This is a genomic window from Halobacterium sp. CBA1132 (genome assembly GCF_001485535.1).
Taxonomy (GTDB): Archaea; Halobacteriota; Halobacteria; order Halobacteriales; family Halobacteriaceae; genus Halobacterium.
Genome location: NZ_BCMZ01000001.1, coordinates 1,281,846 through 1,299,044 on the forward strand (window position 1 = coordinate 1,281,846; position 17,199 = coordinate 1,299,044).

Here is a 17,199-nt window from a genome sequence, read left to right on the forward strand (position 1 = left end):
CCTCGCATCGAGGAACGGAGCGCCCGAGGTCGCCGGCGAGCGACCGGCGCTATCGGTTGTCCGAGACGACCTGTGGCCGGCCCAAGTCACTATCCGCGGAGGGACTCGACCGGCCGCTCGTTGGCCGCCTTCCACGCCGGGTAGAGGCCGCTGAGGAGGCTCGCCACGAGCGCGAAGCCGACGCCGTAGACGAGATACCGGGAGCTACTCCACGCGAGCGCGGCCATCGGGTCCCCGACCAACGCCTCGAAGATGACGAAGCCGACGCCCATCGAGACGACCGCTCCCGAGAGGCCGCCGACCAATCCGAGGAAGCCCGCCTCCGTGAGGAGCATGCGCAGCACCTCGCTGCGGCGGATGCCGACCGCACGCAGGACGCCGATTTCGCCGCGGCGCTCGATGGTGCTCATCAGCATGACGTTCAGAATCGCGACGCTGGCGACGACCAGCGAGATGGAGCCGATGCCCAGCAGCGCGAGGTTCAGCGTGTTCAAGAAGGAGTTTATCTGTTCGAGCGCGGCCGCGGACGTCGTGGCGCTGACGACCTGTTCGCGCTCGTTGAGGCGGGCGTCGACGGCCGCCGCTAGCTCTCGGGCGGCGTCGCCGCCGTCGGTAATCAGGGTGACGCGACTGTACGTGGGCTGGTCCGCGAGCGCGGACACCGGCAGCACGAGCGTGTTGCTCCCGCCGCCGAAGCCGCCCGAGGACTGGATGACGCCGCGAATCCGGTACAGTTGCCCGCCGTACTCGACGGGGTCGCCGACGTCGAGGCCGAGTTCGCTGGCGAGGTTGCTGCTGACGACCGCGCCGGATTCGAGGCGGGACGGCACCTCACCCTCGCCGGCGTCGTAGAGGGCGCTCGCCTGCGTCACCCCGGTGACGCCCGCGACCACCTCCTCGCCGTTCGCCGCGACTGTCGTCCGGTCGCCCTTGATGGGGATGACGGTGGCGTCCGTGGACACCTGCCGAATCTTCCGGACGTGCGTCTCGGTCAGGCCGTCCGGGTTGTCTTCGCCGGCGGTGACCGTGACTTCGTCCGCGAGCCCGCCGAGGTTCTCGGTCGCCTGATACTGGAGGGCGGCGCCGGCCATCCCCAGCGACGCGATGGCGACGACGCCGATGACGATGCCGAGCGCGGCCAGCGCCGTGCGGACGCGGTTGCGGCCGAGGTTCCGCCACGCCATCAGCGCGCTCGGGTACTGGCGGAGGATGTCCGGCGGGCTCACTGTATCACTCCGTCCACGAGGCGGACGACGCGGTCGGCGTACGCCTCCAGTTGCTCGTCGTGGGTGACCGAGACGATGGCGATGTTCTCGACCTCCTTCAACCGGGTGAGTTCGTCGAGAATCTTCCCGCCGGTGTCCTGGTCGAGGTTCCCCGTGGGTTCGTCGGCGATGAGGAGGTCCGGTTCGTTGATGAGCGCCCGCGCGATGGCGACCCGCTGGCGCTGCCCGCCGGAGAGCTGGTCGGGGGTGTGTTCGAGGCGGTCCCCGAGGCCGACGCGTTCGAGCAAGTCGATTGCGCGGTCGTGGCGGTCCACCGAAGTGTCCCACATCGAGGGGAGTTCGACGTTCTCGACGGCGGTGAGCATCGGCAGCAGGTGGAAGGCCTGAAACACGAAGCCGATGCTCGACCGGCGCTTCTCGGTGAGTTGGTCGCTGGTGTAGTCGGTGACGTCCTCGCCCTCGATGCGGACCGTCCCCTCGGTGGGCGTGTCCAGCAGCCCGATGAGGTTCATCATCGTGGACTTGCCCGACCCCGACGGGCCGATGACCGTGACCATCTCGCCGCGGTCGACGTGGATGCTGACACCCTTCAGCGCTTCGACGGTCTCACCGCCGCTGTCGTAGCGCTTCACGACGTCTTCGAGTTCGACGACGCTCATCTGCGCCATCGGTACACGGCCACGCCGCCCACGACTACCGCGAGGAGCGCGCCGACGCCGAGCCACGGGATGCCACCGGACCCCGATCCGCCGGAGCCGCCCTCGCCGGGAGCGGAGCGCTGGCCGAGGTCGACGGTCGCGACCCGCGAGTGGCGCTCGCCGTTCACGGAGTAACTGATGGTGAGCGGGACGCGGTCGACGGCTTCGTCGACGCTCGCGGTCACCTCGAAGGTCGCGAACTCGCTCGACTCGACGGATCCGACGAAGTACTCGGCGTTCGGCGGCACCGGCGAAACGCCGTCACGCTCGCCGACGGACACCAACAGCGAGCCGGCGTCCGCGCTGCCGAGGTTCGCGGTGTCACCGCTGATGCCGACTGCTGCACCGTCTCGCGTGAAGTCGACGCCCGTGAGCGCGATTTCCGCGGTTTCCCGGGGCGAATACTGGAGCGTCCGCTCGACGCTGCGGCGCTCGCCGGCGGCGGTGTACGCCGCCCGAATCGTCACGTCGCCCGCCGGGATGCTGGACCCGTCGAGCGTGGCCGTTCGCGTCCCCTCCGCCGGCACGTCCGCGGCGAGCGCGCGAGCGACGACGTCGCCGCCGCTGAGCGCGCGCACCTCGACGTCGCGGAGTTCGACGTTCCCGTACTCGGTCAGCGACGCCTCGATGGCAGACGACCCGTTCGCCGCCGTCGGCGTCACCGTCAACGCGGCGTCGATGTTGCTCTCGGCCACGTCGACAGTCACGTTGCGGTTCGTGGTCCGGGTGACGCCCTCGCTCGTCTTGTACGTCAGCGTCGCGTCGAGCGCGCGCTGGCCGGCTTCCGGGAACGTGACGTGGTACTGGTGGGTGACCTGCGCCCCGGACGCGATGGCCGCGCTCACGCGCTCGGGGTTGTCGACCGTCGCGTCGCCGGCCACGTCGAGTCGAACGTTCGACAGCGTCGCGTCGTCGCCGTTCGAGACGGAGACGTTCACGCGACTCTCCTGTCCCGCTACGAGGTCCGGCGTCGCGAACGACACCACTGCCTCGTCCGGCTCCTCGACATCGACGTACAACGGGTAGTTGACGCGCTTCGTGTCGCCGTCGGCGTCCCGTACGACCGCGTGGATCGTGAGTCGCTTCCCGCCCGTACTCCCGATGCTCAGGGTCAGTGGTACGTCTAGCGTCTGTCCGGCGGCTATCGCGCCGACGTTCTCGATGCGACCGTACTCCGTCGTCGTACCGGACTTGCGCACGTACACGTCGGTGACATCAACGGAACCCGAACTGCTCTCGAGGTTCGCGATGGTCGTGGTCAGCGTGAACGGCTCGCCCGGCGCGGGCTGGTCGACGGACAAGTCCACGGACTGAACGGCGACGTCCGTCGTGGCGGCGCTCCCGACGGTGACGACGCCGCTCACGGGCGCGACGACCAGCACGCAGGCAACTGCCAGTGCGACGGACCGCCTCACGGCTGTTCCCCCGCAGCGGTCAGACGAACGCCCGCTTCCCCCCGAAAGCGCCGCTCGGCACGCCCGTCGTCGGTCGGCACAGTCTCGCCGGTCTGTCCTCGCGGTATCACGTCCCCGTAGACGGCGCCCGGGAACTTATGATTAGTAGTTTGTCGAACCCTTTCGGCGGTTCCGCCCGAGCGGCGGAAGAGGCTGCTGGAAGCACAACTGACCTCGGGTTCCAAAATGTAAGGGGTGGTATGCGAGACTCCAACCGCGAGTGGGTGTTCGCCGAACGCCCCGAGGGGGAACCGGACATGGACAGCTTCGAACTCCGCGAGGGCGACGTGCCGAGTCCGAAGCACGGCGAACTGCTCGTCCGCGTGCAGTATCTCTCCGTCGACCCCTACATGCGGGGCCGGATGCGCGACGCCGAGTCGTACGCCGAACCGTGGGACGTCGGCGACGCGATGGCGGGCGCCGTGGTCGGCGAAGTCGTCGAGAGCGAGAGCGACACCTACGACGCCGGCGACCTCGTGACCGGGAACGGAACGTGGGCGGACTACACCGTCCTCGACGCCGACGAAGTCGCGCCCGTCGACCCCTCGGTCGCCGACCTGCCCGCGTACCTCGGCGTGCTCGGGATGCCCGGGCGGACGGCGTACTTCGGGCTGCTCGACGTCGGCGAACCCAAGCCCGGCGACACGGTCGTCGTCTCCGGCGCGGCGGGCGCGGTCGGCTCCGTTGTCGGCCAAATTGCGAAGTTCAACGGCTGTCGGGTCGTCGGGTTCGCCGGCAGCGACGAGAAGGTTGACTGGCTCACGGACGACCTCGGGTTCGACGCCGCGATCAACTACAAGGACGTCGAGGACTACCGCGGTGCCCTCGACGAGGCCGCCCCCGACGGCGTGGACGTCTACTTCGACAACGTCGGCGGCCCGATTACGGACGCCGTGTTCACGAAACTGAACCTCGACGCCCGCGTCGCGGTCTGCGGGCAGATTGCCCACTACAACGACGAGGGCGTGCCGACCGGCCCGCGGAAGCTCCCGCAGCTCATCGCGGCGCGCGCGAAAGTCCAGGGCCTGCTCGTCGGCGACTACGCGACGCGGTTCGGCGAAGCCAGCGAGCAACTCGGCGAGTGGGTCGCCACCGGCGAACTCGCCCACCGCGAGACTATCGTCGACGGCCTCGAAAACGCGCCCGACGCGTTCCTCGGGCTGTTCTCCGGCGACAACATCGGCAAGCAAGTCGTCGCCGTCGCCGAGGAATAGGACGAAACGGCCGCGTCAGTCGATGAACTGTTCGATGCGCGCGAGCGCTTCCTTGAGGTCGTCCAATCCCGTGGCGTAGGTGACCCGGAGGTGGCTCTCGCCGCCGTTGCCGAAGACGCCACCGGGGACGACGGCGACGCCCTGTTCTTCGATGAGCGCTTCCGCGAACGCCTCGCTGTCGTCCCACGGGCACTCGGGGAACACGTAGAACGCGCCCGACGCCGGGAAGCAGTCGATGCCCATCTCCTCGAAGCGCGAGAGCACGAAGTTCCGGCGGCGGTCGTACTGCTCGCGCATCTCCGCGACGTCGTCCTCGCAGTTGCGCAGCGCCTCGATGGCGGCGTGCTGGGCCGTTGTCGGCGCCGAGAGCATCGTGTACTGGTGGATTCGATTCATCGACTCGATGGCTTCCGGCGGCGCGAGCGCGTACCCGAGCCGCAGCCCCGTCATCGCGTACGCCTTCGAGAAGCCGTTGAAGACGACGGTACGCTCGCGCATCCCCGGCAGCGTCGCAATCGAGGTGTGGTCGTGCTCGTAGGACAGCGCCGCGTAGATTTCGTCGGCGAACACGCGCAGGTCGTGCTCGCGGACGAACTCCGCGACCGGCTCCAGTTCCTCCCGGGTCATCGTCGCGCCGGTCGGATTGTTCGGGTAGCATAGCACGAGCGTGTCCGCCTCCGCGGCGCCCGATGCTTCGAGGACTTCCCGGGTGAGTTTGAACTCGTCCTCGCGGCGCGTCTGCACGTCGACGACGTCCGCGCCGGCGAGTCGCGCCGCCGGCACGTACGAGAGGTACGACGGCTGCACGACCGCGACGGTATCGCCGGGGTCGTGGAACGCGCGGAACGCCAAGTCGACGGCCTCGCTGGCGCCCGCCGTCACGAGCACCTCCTCGTCGGCGTCGTAGTCGAGGTCGTAGCGGTCGTGGACGTGCGCGACGATTTCCTCGCGAAGTTCCCGCAGCCCGCGGTTGGGCGTGTACGACGTCTTCCCGCGTTCGAGTGACTCGATGGCCGCGTCGCGGGCCGCCCACGGCGGCGCGAAGTCGGGTTCGCCGACGCCAAGCGAGATGATGTCGTCCTGCTCCTCGGCGAGTTCGAAGTACCGCCGGATGCCGCTCGGCGGGACGGTTTCGAGGCGCTCGGACTCCTCGAAACTCATGGCGAGACCGAGAGCCGGTCGTCGTCGTCGCCGTCCTCGAACTCCACGCCACCCTCCTTGTACGTCTCCATGATGTAGTGGGTGACCGTCTGCGTGATCTCGGGGACGGGCGCGACCTGCTCGCTGATGAAGTTCGACACCTCTCGCATCGAGTCGCCCTCGACGTCCATCGCGAAGTCGTAGTCGCCGCTGACCAGTCGCAGCCCCTCGACTTCGGGGAACTTCGCGAGGCGCTGGGCGATGTCGTCGTAGCCGGTCTCGCGGTCGAGCGTGACGTTCAACTCCACGGACGCCCGCACGCGCTCGGGTTCGATCTGGTTCCGGTCGACAATGGCGCGATAGCCGTGCACGACGCCGTCGCTCTCCAACTCGTGGATGGTGGCTTCGACCTCCTCGACGTCGAGGCCGGTCTGTCGAGCCAGGTCTTCGGTGGAGTAGCGCGCGTTCTCGCGCAACAACGGGAGGATTTTCTCGCGACTGCTCATGCGTACACTCCACGGTATCGCGACAAAAGGATTTCTCACCCACGGCAGATACTGACACGCCGGGAGCGCCGGCCAGCTTCGCAGGAAACGACGCCGTCCCGGACGTCGAGTCGGAACGCCGCGCGAACGTAGTCGTGCCCGTCAGTAGTCCCCGTTGATGACGTTGCTGACTCGCTGCCGGTCGAAGAGTCGTTCGTCGGCGGGAATCTCGGGATACGGCCCCTCCGTGTACGTCGGCCAGTCGCCGAACGCGTCGGGGTAGAGCTGCTTAGCGGTCATCTCCAGCTGGAACAGATTCAGAATCGGGCCCTGATAGCGCGCGCCCTGCGCGTAGATGCGCTCGTTCTCGACGGCGTCGATCTGCTGGCCCACCGGGTCGTCGCGGAAGCCGGCGCGAATCTCCTCGATGTCGGTCGACGGATGCATCCCGCCGAGCGCGAAAATCACGTCCGGGTTCGCCTCCCGGAGCGCTTCCATGCCGACCGTCGAGGTCGATTCGACGTCCTCGCTGAACGCGCTGACCGGCTCCAGTGGCGTGATGTGCGAGGTCAGGAACCCGGGGTTGTCGAGCGGGTAGGCGTAGATGCTGTCCAGGCTGCTCGCACCGATTAGCACGGCGGCCGGACGTTCGGATCCGGGTGGCAGCCCCGAGTCGATGGTACTCAAGAGGTCGTCGCGAACCTCGGCGAGTGCCTCGTACCGGGCTTGCTCCTGGAAGACTGCGGCGACCTTCTCGAACATCTCCCAGAGGCCGTAGTACTCGTACTGGTCGGCCCACTCCTCGGGCGGCGCACCGTGCGAGTCGCTGAACTGGTTCCCGAACCACGGGGAGACGTTGTCGCGAATCTCCTCGATGTCGTCCATATTCCAGCCTGAGAGTGCGAACACGCTCGCGGGGTCTGCGAGGTGGACGTCGCTGTCCAACTCGTACAGTTTCTCTTTGCTCGGCTCCCACGAGGAGTACAGTCCCGTCCAGTCCAGCGAGACGCCGTCGAGTCGGGGCGTGAACTGGTTCCAGAGCGCGTCGTAGTAGTCGGGCGCGTGCATCGCGTTCACGTCGTTGCCGCGGCCGAGCGCGAACGCCATCCCCGCGAGGTGCGTGAGGCGCGTGAAGATGCTCTCGGGCGCGTTCTCGAACTCGACGTCGCCCATCGGTGCCATGCTGACCGTGTACGACTCGCTCGTGGTCGTGTTCGTCGACGTCTCAGTCGGCACTTCAGACGAGGCGGTAGTGTCGGTCGGGTCCGCTCCGCCGTCGGTCCCGCCGAGACAGCCAGCGAGCAGGCCGCCGCCGAGGAGTGCGCCGCCGCCCTTGACGAAGTCTCTGCGCGTGGGAATCTTGTCTGTGTGTTCATCTCGGACCATATTTTTAGGCCGACCTAAAAACACATAACTGTTACTATCCGCGTCGATTGTTTTCGAGAGACACAGTCGGCCGCAAACGTGCGAGTTCGGCGCCGACGCCCGTTACTCGTCGTCGTGGAGGGGGCTCTCCATCGACACCTTCGGCCCGTGCGTTCCCGCCTCGACCGTCGCCTCGATGCGGAACACGTCGGCCAGCAGCTCCTCGGTCACGACGTCCTCGGGAGTCCCCCGCGCCTGAATCGCGCCGTCGCGGAGCGCGATGACGCGGTCGGCGTACCGCGCGGCCTGCTCGATGTCGTGGAGGACGAGGACGACCGTGATGTCGCTCTCGTCGTGGAGCTTCTCGACGATTTCCAGCACCTCCAGTTGGTGGTGGGGGTCGAGGAACGTCGTCGGCTCGTCGAGCAACAGAATGTCCGTCTCCTGGGCGAGAATCATCGCAATCCACGCTAACTGCTTCTGGCCGCCGCTGAGACTCCCCAGCTCGCGCGTCCGCAGGTGGCCGACGCCAGCGAGCTCCATCGCGCGATTCACCGCGGCTTGGTCGGCTTCCGTCACCTGCTCGAAGAATCCGCGGTGGGGATGCCGGCCGTGGTAGACGAGGTCCTCGACGGTCAGACTGTTCGGGGACGCGCTCTCCTGGGAGAGCAACCCCAGCTTCTTCGCCATCTCCTTGGGCGCCAGCGAGTGGATGTCGCTACCGTCGACGAGCACGGAGCCGGCGTCCGCGTCCAGTTGCTTGGCGAGGGTTTTCAGCAGCGTCGACTTCCCACTGCCGTTCGGGCCGATGAGCGCGGTCACCGACCCCGGCTCGACCTCGACCGTTTCGCCGTCGATGACTGGCGTTTCCGTCCCCGGATAGCCGATGACGAGGTCCTTCCCTGCGAGCTGGCCCGCACCGCGCTCGCCCGCGAGCAAGTCCGAAGTACCGTCTTCGGTGGACACCTGTTCACCGTCCGTCGACGTGGACACGAAGTTCGTGTTCTCGAACATCAGATTTCACCTAGCTCCTGTTTCTTCCGCATCAAGTAGAGGAAGTACGGCCCGCCGACCAGCCCGGTCACGAGGCCGACCGGGAGCTGGCCGCCGTTCGACCCCGTAATCACCATCATTCCGAGGCGCGCGCCGACGTCGGCGCCGACCATCAACGCCGGCCCCGCGAACAGGCAGCCGACAACGAGCTTCTTGTAGTTGCTCCCGACGACGTTCCGCACCAAGTGCGGGACGATGAGGCCGACGAAGCTCACGATGCCCGCAACGGCGATGCTCGCGGCTGCCGCCAGCACCGCGATGCTGGACAGCGCGAACCGCACGCGCTCGACGGAGACGCCGAGGGACTTCGCCGTCTGCTCGCCGAGCAACAGGACGTTCATCTGGCGCGAGCTGAGCGCCGCGAGGAGCATCGAGATAACCGTCCACGGCAACACCATGCGGACCTGCGCCCAGCCGACGCCCGTCAGCGACCCCGTCGTCCACTGAATCGCCGTCTGGACGACGCCGAGGTCGTCCGCGAAGAAGAACATCGCCGTCTGCAGCGACCCGAACACGGTGGAGATGATGACGCCCGCGAGCACGAGCCGCACCGGGCTCGTGCCGTTCTTCCACGCGATCGCGTAGACGATGAGGAACGCCACCATACCGCCGAAGGCGGCGACGAGCGGCAGTATCGTCGAGAGGCTACTGAACACCACCAGCGACAGCAGAATCATCAGACCCGCGCCCGAGGAGACCCCGAGGATGAACGGGCTCGCCAGTTCGTTGCGCGTGACCGCTTGGAAGATTGCCCCCGAGACCGCGAGGTTCATCCCGACGAAGGCGGCGACGAACACGCGCGGGAGCCGGATGTTCCAGACGATGAGCGTCCCGGTCGCTAGCTCCGGCAGCTCCCCCTGGAACCCAGTGACCGTTCGCATCAGCTCCTCCCCGAGGAAGAACTGGAGCAGCCACCGCGCGTCGAGGAGTACGTCGGTATCGACGACGGCCTGCCACGCTTGACTGACCGGCATCGTGTAGGAGCCGAAGCTGACCTGCACGAGTCCCGCGAGCACGACGATGCCGACGCTAGCGAGACACAGTGTGAGCAGCGCCGGGTCTTGGACCCACGCGAGTCGGCCTTCTTCGGCGCGACGTGATTTGAACTGCTCTGCCGCCGCAGACGGGTCCGAGTTGCTCATTGTGCCTCCGCGCCGTCATCGACGCGATCGAGATACGCTCGAATGCGGTCCGTCTCCAGCGATTCCAGAATCGCGTCGTGAGCCCGTTGCTTCCGCTGGTCGATTTCGTCGTCGGTGACGTACGCGTCGAGGAGGTCGTCGATCTCCTGCTCGCGTAACGCGACCAGCTTGTCCTCCGACAGCCCGTGGTCGTCGGGCAGGTGGTTCTGGAAGTACTCGCGCCAGCGCTCCCGGTCGCCCCATTCGTCGTCGCGGGCGCGCTCCCGTCGGAGCCAGTCGACGCGCTCGGCGACCTCGTCCCAGTAGCCCTCGTCTCGTCGGGCGTCGCCCGCGACGTGCCGGCCGACGAGCGCGCCGTGACCGGCCGCCGTAATCGCCTGCTCGCTCACCTCGTCGACGGGTGACGCGACGTACAGTCCCTCGATTGGCGTGCGGCCGTCGCGGTCGGCGTACGACCGGTCGAAGTGTTCGTGCTCCTCGCCGCCGTGGGAGTGGGTCACGAACATCTCGTCGGCGTCGTCCAGCGGCTTCAGGTACTCGCTCCCGTAGCGGGTCGCCCCGACGACGCGGTCCGCGTGCACGGTCCGTCCCTCCTGCGTCTCGACCACGAACCCGTCGGTGGCCGCCCGGGTCACCGACTCGACGAGGTCCGGGACGACGTCACAGCCCGCCGTCTCCGCGTGGTCGTGTGCGAGGTCGTAGAACGCCTCGACGTCGATGCCCGCGGGGAACCCGAGGTAGTTCTCCAAGTGCGCACACTGCCCGAGCGACGAGCGCCCGCGGTCGAAGATGACGGTGTCGAGGCCCTCGCGGGCGGTGAACACACCCGTCGAGCAGCCCGCCGGCCCGCCGCCGACGACGACGACGTCGTAGTCGGACGTGGCTGTCGCGTCAGTAGATTCGTCGGCACTCATGCCTGGAACTCCCCGTGGACGATGTTCGCGACGCGCTGGCGGTCGAAGAGCTGTTCGCCGCCGAACTCCTCGGGATAGAGCCCCTGGGCGGCCTGTTCGAGCTGGAACAAGTGGACGATCGGCCCCTGGTAGGTCAGGCCGCCGTAGACGACGCGGTCGTTCTGGACGGCCGAGAGCTGGCTGGCGGCGTCGTGGTTCTCCAAGTGCGAGCGGATGTTCTCCTCGAAGTACGACTCCGAGATTTCGCCCTGCAGTCTGATTGCGAGCGCGTCCGGGTCGATCTCCAGCAGCGTCTCGAAGTCGATGGCGCCGCCGCCGGCTTGGGCGTCCGTGACGCCGTGTTCGGCGAGCGCGTCGCCGACGCCGAGGTCGTTCCAGTGCTTAGACTGGGTGCCGCCGCCGACGAGGTACGGATAGAACGACTCCGGGGGGAGTTCCGCGGGGTAGAGCAAGGCGATGTCGGGCGTCTCGTCGGGCAGCCGCTGTTCGACATCCGCGAGCACCTTCTCGTGGAGGCTCGCGAACGCCTCGTAGCGGGCGCGCTCCTGGAACAGCTGCGCGAGCTTCTCGAAGGCCTCGTACAGCGAGTAGTACTGGTAGTCGTCGTGCCAGCCGTACGCCCGCGAGAAGATGGTGTTCCCGAAGAACGGCGCGACGCCCTCACTGATTTCCTCGACGTCGCCCTCGCTCCACTGGAGTCGGTTGACCATGAAGTTCGGGTCGGTGACGTGGACGTCGGCGTCGAGTTCGTAGTAGATCTCTTTCCCGGTGCCGTTCTGCCAGAGCTCCGTGAGCCCGTCCGTGTCGACGGAGACGCCGGGCAAGTCCTCGTAGAGGTGGGTGGCATATCGGGCTTTGACGCCGATGGCGGCGAGGCCGTCGCCGTGCCCGAGGGCGACCCCCATGTCGGCGTAGTCCGCAGTGTACGGAACCCACGTCTCCGGGGGCGAGTCGAACTCGACGGCGCCGACGGGCTCCATCGTGACGGTGTACGAGCCGTCGGTCGTCGTCTGGCTGGTGGGTCCGGATGAGGTGTCCGCGTCGGTCGTACTCGGCGACGCGGTGCCGTCACCGGTGCAGCCGGCGAGGAGGCCGGCCGTGAGCATCGATCCACCGTACTTCACCACGTCGCGCCGTGTGGGCGAATCTCGGTCCATGAAGTTTAGGCTCGCCTAATCATCAATAGGCGTTTCGAATCTTAGGCGAGCCTAAAAGAGTGTTACGGGCCCCCGCATCGCGGACACAACGGGGGGCCATGCTCGGGCAACACGTGGCCGCACTGCGAACACGTCCTGTCTTCGTCGGGCGACGTGACATCCTCGACGATGGGTTCGGTCCCCTCTCGCAGGCCCTCGACAGTCCCGACAGCGTCGGGGACCCCGGAGTCACCGGTGTGGTCCGCGAGATTACCGAGCGCGAACCGCGCCCGCTCCGCGACGAACGACGCCTCGTCGTCCCGCAGCGACGCGAGCCGCTCCTCGGGGAGCGGTCCGCCCGGTTCGTCGACCCGAGCGAGCAGCCCGACGGCCTCCGCAGCGCGACCGCGAACGTAGCGATTGTCGTCGTCGAGACGGTCTACGAGAGCGCCCCGGCAGTCGACGAGCGCCGCCGGGCGCTCGCAGCCGACCGCAGTGATCGCCGTGCAGAGGTGGTATCGGACGAGTTCGTCGCCGTCGTCGAGGTGGGCGGCGAGCGCAGCGGTGTGGTGGGCGAGTCGCTGCGGCCGCCCGAGCGCCACGCATTCCAGGGCCTTCGCCAACTTCGCCACGACCTCCGGCTCGTCGAAGGAGAGCCCGACCCGTAGCTCCGCGAGGAACGCCGGCGAGTCGACGGCGTCGGGGTCGCTGCGGGCCACGTAGCCGAGCGCCTCCGCCGCACGAGCGCGGACGTAGTAGAACTCGTCCTCGTCGGCGAGCCGGTCGACCAGCGGCGCCGCGACGTCCCCGACCGCCGCCGGCTCCACGTCGGCGACGGCGACGAACAGCTTCGCGGCCGTCAACCGAATCGAGCGCTCCTCGTCCGTGAGAAACGTGACGACCCCCAAAAGCACCGGCGGGAATGCGGCCGGCTGCTCGGTCGCGAGCGCGCGAAGCGCTCGCAGGGCCGCCTTTCGGTCCTCGGCCGCCGCCGATTCGTACTGTGCCAGCCCCGACAGAAACGCCTCGTGTGCGCCCGTCGTGACGTACTCTGTCAGCCGGCCCGTCGTGGGCAAGTCGTTCGGGTCCGCCATGATTCGTGGAGCCTCTCGGGTGGACCACGGACGTACACCGTGAAAAAGTCGGGTTGTTCGCCGGGCCGAGCAGAGTGCGATTGGTCGGCACCGACCGCTGCGCCCCGCGAAAGCCCCCACAGTGCCACGGCTACGTCGCGGTCGACGCGAACGGGTCACGTCCGTATCTCCGTCAGGGGCGGAACGTTTATACTTTTTTAGGCAAGCCTAAACAACGATGGACGAGAGTGGCTCACCCCGATTTGGCCGGCGAGACGGGCGCTTCACGCCCTGCTCCAGCCACCACGCCCGCGAGTCGCGTGGACGCCGTCTCCCGACGGCTCGCACGTGGCGTGGCCCAGACAGACAGCGCATCGGCGACCGCGCCAATCGATGACTTATGCTCGGTGAAACACACCTCCGCGATGCCCGAGAGCGAGCGCGCTCGGAGCGAAGCGCGGTCCAAGAGAAGCTCGCGGCCTACGACCAGTTCATCTCACGAGTACGGGAGCTCTCCCCGGAGACGGACCCGGCCGGCCAGCGAGCCCGTGCGCTTTCGGCGGGCGGAGCACAGTCCTCCGGGCCGGCAACCGGAACGAACACGGGCTGTGCCGGGGTCCGTTCCGCCTTCCGGGACACCGTTCGCCCCTACAGCGTCGACGACCTGAACGGCGACGAGTCACTGCTCGAAACGATTCGGTCCGAACTCTCGGATACGATCGCCGTCGCCCTCGCACCCGCGACGGAGACCGGCTTGACGAACAGCCTGCAGGACGCCGTCGTCGCGGCGTCGCGGTCCCGGCGCGTCGAAGCCCGAGCGATGGAGACGGCAGTAGACCGCGAAGTCGAGCAGCTGGAGACGGCGACGGCGACCGTCGAGTCGATTCTGGAGTGGCTGGTCAGCGCCGACGAGACGCCGCTCACCGAGCTCGGATTCGACGAGCTGCAGGCCCGACACGCGACGCTCGACGCGCACCGCGAAGACTGCGGACAGCTACTGGCCGACCGGCAGGCCTTCCTCGACCGGTCGACGAACCACGCCGCCCGGGCCGGAATGACCCACCGCACGCTCACCAGCTATCTCTACCACGACCTCCCCGTCGATTACCCCGTCCTCTCGACGGGCGTTCGCGTCGAGACGCTGTGTGCCGACAGCCAACGGACCATCCGGAGTCACCTCACTCGGCGGGTCTGACCAGAGACGGTCGCGGCTGGCGGACGCTGGGGTGAGCCGACGGCCGGCCACGTTCGAACCTAACTTAACGTATCGGCCCGACGTAACGACTGGTATGGTAGCTACTGGCGACTCCGCACCGCGGTTCGAGGCAACACTCGGAACGAGCGACCACGAGGACTTCGCGCTTGCCGACGCGCTCGGCGACGGCCCGGTCGTGTTAGCGTTCTTCCCGGGGGCGTTCACGCCGCCGTGTACGAACGAAATGGTGGCGTTCCAAGAGCGACTCGGCGACTTCGAGGACGCGGGCGCGACCCTCCTCGGCGTGAGCGCGGACTCGCCGTTCTCGCAGGGCGCGTTCCGCGAGGAGCACGGCATCGAGTTCGACCTCGTCAGCGACATGGCCGGCGACGCCATCCGCGCGTACGACCTCGAAATGGACATCCCCGACCTCGGCCTCTACGGCATCGCCAACCGCGCGGTGTTCGTGCTCGACGACGACGGCGACGTGACGTACGCGTGGGTCGCCGACGACCCGACGAACGAACCCGACTACGACGCCGTGCTGGACGCCGTCGAGTCGGCGTAACCGACCCGTTTTCACCCGCTATCAGGGCGTGACGACGAGCTTCCCGAAGTAGCTCTCCGCGAGCACGTCGCGGTGGGCGTCGGCGGCCTCGTCGAGGTCGTACGTCCGCGCGAGTTCGATGGAGAGTTCGTCGGTTGCCATGAGGTGCGCGACCCCGCGCAGCGGCACGCGCAGATCGGGCGTGTTGAACATGCTCATGAACTGGTAGGTGACGTCCTTCGAGCGGGCGGCGCCGTCGTCGGTGAACCCCGGGTCCGGGCTGTTCTCGCCGATGCCGATGACGCGGGCGTTCTGCGCGGCGACGTTCGCGTCGAACTGGAGGTAGTCGTCGAGGCGGTGGTCGAGCACGACGTCGACGCCGCCCTCGGAAGCCGATAGAACGGCGTCTTCGAGGTCGTCGCGGGCGTAGCCCAACACCGCATCGGCGCCGAGCGCGGCGACCTCGTCGTGGTACTCGGGGCGAGCGGTCGTGAGCACGCGCGCGCTCACCGCGTCCGCAATCTGGACGGCAGCGTGGCCGACGCCGCCGGACCCACCGTGGACGAGCGCGTACTCGGCGGGGTCGAGGGCCGCGTGGTCGACGAGCGCGCGCCACGACGTGACGGCTGCGACGCCCGCCGCGCCCGCTTCGACGGCGTCCGCGCCGTCGGGCAGCGCGACCGTGCGGTCCGTCGGTACGGTGGCGTACTCGGCGTACGCGCCCTGATAGCCCGCGTTCCCGATGCCGGTGCCGTAGACCCGGTCGCCGACCGCGAAGTCCTCAACGCCCTGTCCAACTTCGGCGACGGTGCCGGCGTAGTCGACGCCAGGCGTGAACGGGAGGCCGACCGGCTCGTAGGACCCGTCGCGGAAGTACGTGTCCACGGGGTTGACGCCCGCGGCCGCGACTTCCACGAGGAGTTCCCCCGCATCGGGGGACGGTCGGTCGACATCTTCGACGCGCATCACGTCCGGTTCGCCGTGTTCCTGTAAGCGGACTGCTCGCATACTTCACGGCCACTGCGTACGAGGAGATAAGACTACGGCCTCCGGCGGAACGGGCGTCGAATCAGCGAGCGACTCGGTCCGCAGCGGCGTTCCGAACGGAGACGGATTACTTACCTCGGTGTCGTTGGATGGCGTACCTGAGACAGCCGAGAACGACGCCGAGCGGGGCGGCGACAGCGAGACTGAACCCCGGCGGGTCGCCGTTGACTGTGAGGACGACGGCGAGCGTGAGCGTGACGAGTACGCCGAACAGGACGCACTCGCCGGCGAGTCCGACTGCGTTACGGAGGGCTCTATCGAAGCGGTTTGTCGTGTCCATGGGTATCTCTCGTGGGTGGGGCGGCGTGTGTCGACGTACCTGTGGCCGACAAGTAGTCTTTGTCCCGACAGGTGTCGGGAGGTGACAGCGACTGTTAAGTTCCGGAGGCCGCGTACGCTACGTATGCGCGCAGCAGTCCTCCGCGAGTACGGGGAGCCGCTGGCCGTCGAGGAAGTGCCGGACCCGGAGCCGGCGTCCCACGGCGTCGTCGTCTCGGTGGAAGCGTGTGGCATCTGTCGCAGCGACTGGCACTCCTGGAAGGGGCACGGCGAGTGGGCAGACGACCGCGTCGACCGCGGCCAGATTCTCGGCCACGAGCCGGCCGGCACCGTCGCCGAAGTCGGCGACGACGTCGAAAGCGTCGCCGTCGGGGACCGGGTGGCCGTCCCGTTCAACCTCGGGGAGGGGTCGTGCCCGCAGTGCCGTCGTGGCCACGGGAACGTCTGCGAGGACGGCTACGCGCTCGGGTTCGAGCAGGACGCGCAGGGCGCGTTCGCGGAGCGCGTCCACGTCCCGCACGCCGAGTTCAACGCCACTGTCGTCCCCGAGGCCGTGCCGATGGAGGCGGTGGCGGCGCTGGGCTGCCGGTACGCGACGGCGTTCCACGCGCTCGCTCACCGCGCGGACGTCGCGGGCGGCGACTGGGTGGCCATCCACGGCTGCGGCGGCCTCGGACTCGCTGGCGTCCAGATTGCGAGTGCGCTCGGCGCCGCCGTGGTCGCCGTCGACGTGCGCGAGGAACCACTGGAACTCGCCGAGCACGTCGGCGCCGCCGAGACCGTGCGCTCGGACCGCGTGGAGTCGGTCCCCGAGACCATCGCCGAACTGACTGACGGCGGCGCGCACGTCTCGATGGACGCGCTCGGGCGCGCGGAGACCTGCCGGAACAGCGTCGACTGCCTCCGCACGCGCGGCACGCACGTCCAAGTCGGCCTGACGACCGACGCCGAGGAGGGCGAAGTCTCGCTGCCGGTGGACGAAATCACGCGCTGGGACGTCTCCGTCCTCGGCTCCCGCGGGATGCCGCCGTCCCGGTACGACGAACTCCTGCGGATGATTTCCTCGGGGAGCCTCCGGCCCGAGAAACTCGTCACCGAACGCGTCGCCCTCGGAGGCGTCTCCGACCGGCTAGCGGCGATGACCGACTACGAGACCAGCGGCATCGAACTCGTCACCGAGTTCTGACCGCCGCGCTTGCCGATTGCCCCACGCTTTTTCGACGGGTCGGCG

General features: G+C 68.2%; 17 protein-coding genes. 4 read left to right on the top strand and 13 right to left on the bottom strand.

What is annotated here, in order from left to right; genetic code table 11:
• Positions 1-89: 89 nt before the first annotated feature.
• Genes AVZ66_RS06665 through AVZ66_RS06675 form a run of 3 tightly spaced genes read right to left on the bottom strand, consistent with a single transcriptional unit; the run spans position 90 to position 3,339 of the window.
• A complete protein-coding gene (locus tag AVZ66_RS06665) occupies positions 90-1,226 on the bottom strand; it encodes an ABC transporter permease (RefSeq protein ID WP_231727085.1) in 1,137 nt (378 codons plus the stop codon).
• On the bottom strand, positions 1,223-1,885 hold the full coding sequence (locus tag AVZ66_RS06670; RefSeq protein WP_058984666.1) for an ABC transporter ATP-binding protein: 663 nt from the start codon (positions 1,883-1,885) through the stop codon (positions 1,223-1,225). The genes AVZ66_RS06665 and AVZ66_RS06670 overlap by 4 nt, the downstream gene beginning before the upstream one ends.
• Entirely contained in the window at positions 1,882-3,339 is a 1,458-nt protein-coding gene (locus AVZ66_RS06675) for a hypothetical protein (RefSeq protein WP_157575625.1), read from the bottom strand. Before AVZ66_RS06675 ends, AVZ66_RS06670 begins: the two co-directional genes overlap by 4 nt.
• Positions 3,340-3,578: 239 nt before the next feature.
• Between AVZ66_RS06675 and AVZ66_RS06680 the strand changes: the two genes are divergently transcribed.
• A complete protein-coding gene (locus AVZ66_RS06680; RefSeq protein ID WP_058983005.1) occupies positions 3,579-4,592 on the top strand; it encodes an NADP-dependent oxidoreductase in 1,014 nt (337 codons plus the stop codon).
• A 15-nt stretch (positions 4,593-4,607) separates the two neighbouring features.
• Here the strand turns inward: AVZ66_RS06680 and AVZ66_RS06685 are convergent, their stop codons facing one another.
• From AVZ66_RS06685 to AVZ66_RS06720, 8 genes are all read right to left on the bottom strand, one after another.
• A complete protein-coding gene (locus AVZ66_RS06685; RefSeq protein WP_058983007.1) occupies positions 4,608-5,753 on the bottom strand; it encodes a pyridoxal phosphate-dependent aminotransferase in 1,146 nt (381 codons plus the stop codon).
• Positions 5,750-6,238 carry an Lrp/AsnC family transcriptional regulator gene (locus tag AVZ66_RS06690; RefSeq protein ID WP_058983008.1) on the bottom strand — a complete coding sequence of 163 codons (489 nt, stop codon included), beginning with the start codon at positions 6,236-6,238 and terminating at the stop codon, positions 5,750-5,752. Before AVZ66_RS06690 ends, AVZ66_RS06685 begins: the two co-directional genes overlap by 4 nt.
• A gap of 141 nt (positions 6,239-6,379) precedes the next feature.
• Complete coding sequence (locus tag AVZ66_RS06695) at positions 6,380-7,603, bottom strand: ABC transporter substrate-binding protein (protein ID WP_058983011.1); 1,224 nt, start codon at positions 7,601-7,603, stop codon at positions 6,380-6,382.
• Between the two features lie 102 nt (positions 7,604-7,705).
• A complete protein-coding gene (locus AVZ66_RS06700; protein ID WP_082678796.1) occupies positions 7,706-8,596 on the bottom strand; it encodes an ABC transporter ATP-binding protein in 891 nt (296 codons plus the stop codon).
• Positions 8,596-9,777 (bottom strand): iron ABC transporter permease, encoded by a 1,182-nt coding sequence (locus AVZ66_RS06705; protein ID WP_058983013.1) that lies wholly within the window; start codon positions 9,775-9,777, stop codon positions 8,596-8,598. The genes AVZ66_RS06700 and AVZ66_RS06705 overlap by 1 nt, the downstream gene beginning before the upstream one ends.
• Positions 9,774-10,691: an FAD-dependent oxidoreductase gene (locus AVZ66_RS06710; RefSeq protein WP_058983015.1), complete on the bottom strand. Its 918-nt coding sequence runs from the start codon at positions 10,689-10,691 to the stop codon at positions 9,774-9,776. The genes AVZ66_RS06705 and AVZ66_RS06710 overlap by 4 nt, the downstream gene beginning before the upstream one ends.
• Positions 10,688-11,848: an ABC transporter substrate-binding protein gene (locus AVZ66_RS06715; RefSeq protein WP_058983016.1), complete on the bottom strand. Its 1,161-nt coding sequence runs from the start codon at positions 11,846-11,848 to the stop codon at positions 10,688-10,690. The genes AVZ66_RS06710 and AVZ66_RS06715 overlap by 4 nt, the downstream gene beginning before the upstream one ends.
• Positions 11,849-11,910: 62 nt before the next feature.
• The gene (locus AVZ66_RS06720; protein ID WP_058983018.1) at positions 11,911-12,921 is read right to left on the bottom strand and encodes a HEAT repeat domain-containing protein; all 1,011 of its coding nucleotides are present in this window, start codon (positions 12,919-12,921) and stop codon (positions 11,911-11,913) included.
• Positions 12,922-13,300: 379 nt separating this feature from the next.
• Here AVZ66_RS06720 and AVZ66_RS06725 point away from each other — a divergent pair, with 379 nt between their 5' ends.
• The gene (locus AVZ66_RS06725; RefSeq protein WP_058983020.1) at positions 13,301-14,095 is read left to right on the top strand and encodes a hypothetical protein; all 795 of its coding nucleotides are present in this window, start codon (positions 13,301-13,303) and stop codon (positions 14,093-14,095) included.
• A 94-nt stretch (positions 14,096-14,189) separates the two neighbouring features.
• Positions 14,190-14,663, top strand: a complete 474-nt coding sequence (locus tag AVZ66_RS06730; protein ID WP_058983023.1) for a redoxin domain-containing protein — start codon at positions 14,190-14,192, stop codon at positions 14,661-14,663.
• 21 nt (positions 14,664-14,684) lie between these two features.
• Here the strand turns inward: AVZ66_RS06730 and AVZ66_RS06735 are convergent, their stop codons facing one another.
• The gene (locus AVZ66_RS06735) at positions 14,685-15,650 is read right to left on the bottom strand and encodes an NADPH:quinone reductase (RefSeq protein WP_058983025.1); all 966 of its coding nucleotides are present in this window, start codon (positions 15,648-15,650) and stop codon (positions 14,685-14,687) included.
• Between the two features lie 106 nt (positions 15,651-15,756).
• Positions 15,757-15,969, bottom strand: coding sequence for a hypothetical protein (locus tag AVZ66_RS06740; protein ID WP_058983027.1), 213 nt, complete (start codon positions 15,967-15,969; stop codon positions 15,757-15,759).
• A 123-nt stretch (positions 15,970-16,092) separates the two neighbouring features.
• Here AVZ66_RS06740 and AVZ66_RS06745 point away from each other — a divergent pair, with 123 nt between their 5' ends.
• A complete protein-coding gene (locus AVZ66_RS06745) occupies positions 16,093-17,154 on the top strand; it encodes a zinc-dependent alcohol dehydrogenase family protein (protein WP_058983029.1) in 1,062 nt (353 codons plus the stop codon).
• Positions 17,155-17,199: the final 45 nt, after the last annotated feature.